General features: G+C 72.0%; 5 protein-coding genes and 1 pseudogene. 1 reads left to right on the top strand and 5 read right to left on the bottom strand.

Annotated elements, in window-relative coordinates:
- Nucleotides 1-225, bottom strand: a pseudogene (locus CCN56_RS11095) (Na+/H+ antiporter); the annotation flags it as partial.
- A 77-nt stretch (nucleotides 226-302) separates the two neighbouring features.
- On the opposite strand from CCN56_RS11095, the gene CCN56_RS11090 reads away from it, so the two are divergent.
- On the top strand, nucleotides 303-491 hold the full coding sequence (locus CCN56_RS11090; RefSeq protein ID WP_086826009.1) for a hypothetical protein: 189 nt from the start codon (nucleotides 303-305) through the stop codon (nucleotides 489-491).
- A 98-nt stretch (nucleotides 492-589) separates the two neighbouring features.
- On the opposite strand, the gene CCN56_RS11085 is transcribed toward CCN56_RS11090, so the two are convergent.
- The 4 genes from CCN56_RS11085 to CCN56_RS11070 all read right to left on the bottom strand — a co-directional run.
- A complete protein-coding gene (locus CCN56_RS11085) occupies nucleotides 590-1,057 on the bottom strand; it encodes a GNAT family N-acetyltransferase (RefSeq protein ID WP_086826007.1) in 468 nt (155 codons plus the stop codon).
- A complete protein-coding gene (locus CCN56_RS11080; protein ID WP_086825999.1) occupies nucleotides 1,054-1,995 on the bottom strand; it encodes an RluA family pseudouridine synthase in 942 nt (313 codons plus the stop codon). The genes CCN56_RS11085 and CCN56_RS11080 overlap by 4 nt, the downstream gene beginning before the upstream one ends.
- A 43-nt stretch (nucleotides 1,996-2,038) precedes the next feature.
- Complete coding sequence (lspA, locus tag CCN56_RS11075) at nucleotides 2,039-2,623, bottom strand: signal peptidase II (protein ID WP_086825998.1); 585 nt, start codon at nucleotides 2,621-2,623, stop codon at nucleotides 2,039-2,041.
- Between the two features lie 80 nt (nucleotides 2,624-2,703).
- A partial coding sequence (locus CCN56_RS11070; protein WP_086826011.1) for a TraR/DksA C4-type zinc finger protein occupies nucleotides 2,704-3,288 on the bottom strand: 585 nt, incomplete at its 5' end.

Raw genomic sequence — 3,288 nt, 5'->3', positions numbered from 1 at the left:
CTGCCGCCAGGAGGTCCGCTGCACGGAGGCGTAGAGCAGTGGCGGCAGCACCAGCGGGAGGATGAACTCCGGCGGGATGTCGACGTTCGGCACGAAGGGCAGGAAGGCCAGCACGATCCCGACGAGGGTCATCAGGACGGGCGCGGGCAGCCCGAGCCGTTCGCCGAGGGGCACGGTGAGCAGGGCTCCGAGCAGCAGCAGGAACAGCAGGGCGAGCTGGTCCACGGTGTCCTCTCCAGGCGGGCGAAGATCGGGAGCCTTATCATAAAAGGGACATTCCAACCACTCGCCAGGAGGATGTCATGCTGAAGCAGCACATCGGGCGCCGCGTGGCCGCCTTGGTGCTGGCCATCGCCGGCGTGCTCGGCGCCGGCTCGGCCGCACTGGCGAACCCGTCGCCCCCCACCAACGGCGGAAACGGCGGTGGCCAGAGCGGCCAGTGCACCGGAGCCGCCGACCTGCGCCCGCACGGGTGCCACACCTTCAAGTAGCCACCACCGACATCACACCCGGTCCGGGCGGCCGGACGCACCGTCCCCCGGCATCCCTCCAGGGCCTGTCCTCCCGGACCGGCCCTCAGTCATGCCCGCTACAGTGCGCGCCGCATCGCCCGGTGCGGCATGTCCGCGTCGGGGAACTCGGGGCCGTACGCCTCGTAGCCGAGCCGCTCGTAGAAGCCCAGCGCGTGGGTCTGCGCGTGCAGGTCGACCGCGCTCAGACCGCGCTTCCGCGCCGCGTCCTCGATGGCCCGGACCAGGGCGGCGCCCACCCCGAGGCCGCGCGCGGCCTTGGAGACCGCGAGCCGCCCGAGGGAACCGACCGAGGCGTCCGCGCCGGTCTTGCCGACCGCGTCCGCCCCGTGCAGCAGGCGCCCGGTGCCGAGCGGCAGCCCGTCCGCGCGGACGGCCAGGACGTGTACCGCGGTCTCGTCGTACGTGTCGTACTCGATCTCCTGCGGAACGCCCTGCTCGTCGACGAAGACCGCGCGGCGGACCGCGAAGCACGCGTCCCGGTCGTCGGTCCCGACCGCCTCGCGGACGGTGTACGCGGCGGTCACTGGCTCTCCGACGCGATCCGGCCGAGGGCCTTCTGCAGGTCCTCGGGGTAGGAGCTCTCGAACTCGACCCAGGACCCGTCGGCCGGGTGCTCGAAGCCGAGGCGGACGGCGTGCAGCCACTGCCGGGTCAGACCGAGGCGCTTGGCGAGCGTCGGGTCGGCGCCGTAGGTGAGGTCGCCGACGCAGGGGTGGCGGTGGGCGGACATGTGCACCCGGATCTGGTGGGTGCGGCCCGTCTCCAGCTTGATGTCGAGCAGCGAGGCCGACCGGTACGCCTCGATGAGGTCGTAGTGCGTGACCGAGGGCTTGCCGTCGGCGGTGACCGCCCACTTGTAGTCGTGGTTCGGGTGCCGGCCGATCGGCGCGTCGATGGTGCCGCTCATCGGGTCCGGGTGGCCCTGGACGAGCGCGTTGTAGCGCTTGTCGACCACGCGCTCCTTGAACTGGCGCTTGAGCGAGGTGTACGCGTACTCGGACTTCGCGACCACCATCAGACCGGAGGTGCCGACGTCGAGGCGGTGCACGATGCCCTGGCGCTCGGCGGCGCCGGAGGTGGAGATGCGGTAGCCGGCGGCGGCGAGGCCGCCGATGACCGTGGTGCCGGTCCAGCCGGGGCTGGGGTGCGCGGCGACGCCGACCGGCTTCATGATCACGACGATGTCGTCGTCGTCGTGGATGATCTCCATGCCCTCGACGGGCTCGGCGACGATCTGCACGGGTGCGGCCGCGCCCGGCATCTCGACCTCGAGCCACGCGCCGCCGCTGACCCGCTCGGACTTGCCGACGACGGAGCCGTCGACCTGGACCTTCCCTGCGGCGGCCAGCTCGGCCGCCTTCGTACGGGAGAACCCGAACATACGGGCGATGGCGGCGTCGACGCGCTCGCCCTCCAGGCCATCGGGAACGGGCAGCGTGCGGATCTCGGGACTCGTGCTCACCCGTCGAGTATGCCTTGTGCCGGGAGTGCTCCGTCCTGCGTGCTCAGTCCTTGTGGACGGTGCCGTCGGGGTCCAGGCCCCGGAACGACAGCAGGACGATCAGGATGCCGCCGCAGACGATCGCCGAGTCGGCGAGGTTGAAGACGGCGAAGTGCGCGGGGGCGATGAAGTCCACGACCGCGCCCTCGAAGACGCCCGGCGAGCGGAAGATCCGGTCCGTGAGGTTGCCGAGCGCCCCGCCGAGCAGCAGACCGAGCGCGATCGCCCAGGGCAGGCTGTAGAGCTTCCGCGCGAGCCGGATGATCACGACGATCACGGTGGCCGCGATGCAGGTGAAGATGATCGTGAAGGCCTCGCCCATGCCGAAGGCGGCGCCCGGGTTCCGGATCGCGTCCAGCCGCAGCAGGTCGCCGATCAGCTCGATCGGCTCGTGGCCCTCCAGCTTGGCGACCACCAGCATCTTGCTGCCGAGGTCGAGCAGATAGGCGAGGACGGCCACGACGAAGAGGGCGACGATCCGGCGCCTGCCCTTCGGCCGCTCCTCGGGAGCGGCCGTGCCGTCGGAGGCGGCCGTCTCGTCGGCCCCTGCTGAATCCGGCGTACCGATGATGCGCTCCGCCTCTGCCACGTGAGTGAGTCCCTCGACCTCGATGCCTGACCGTGCCCCGAGCGTACGGCACAGGCGTACGGGACCGGCAGCCGAGATCGTCAGCCGCGCCGCTCCTGCCGCTGTTTGTCCTCGACGCAGAGCGTGGCCCGCGGGAAGGCCTGCATCCGCGCCTTGCCGATCGGCTTCCCGCACACCTCGCACAGGCCGTACGTGCCCGCGTCGAGCCGCTCCAGGGCGTGCTCGGTCTGTTCCAGCATCTCCCGGGCGTTCGCCGCGAGGGCCAGCTCGTGCTCGCGCGTGATGTTCTTGGTGCCGGTGTCGGCCTGGTCGTCCCCGGCGCCGTCGCCCGAGTCCCGCATCAGGCCGGTCAGCTCCTCCTGGGAGTGGACGAGCTCGCTGCGCAGCCGCAGCACCTCCGACTGGAGGCCGCTGCGGGCCTCCGCGACCTCCTCCGGCGTCCACGGGTCCTCACCGGGACGCACCGCGAGCTCACCGGCCCGCGCCGGGGGCACCGCCGCCTCGTCGCCGACGGTCGTGACGCCACCCGCGGTCTTCTTCGCTGCCACCGTCCTGGCTCCTGTCTGCTTCTTCGCGGCGGGCGCCTTCCTGGCGGCCGCCTTCTTCGCCACGGCCTTCCTGGCGGGCGTCTTCGGGGCGGAGGCCTCGTCGGCGGGGTCCGCCGC

This window comes from Streptomyces sp. NRRL B-24572 (genome assembly GCF_002156145.1).
Taxonomy (GTDB): domain Bacteria; phylum Actinomycetota; class Actinomycetes; order Streptomycetales; family Streptomycetaceae; genus Streptomyces; species Streptomyces vietnamensis.
Note: the sequence above shows the minus strand (reverse complement) of the source record. Positions and strands in the feature narration are given on the sequence as shown.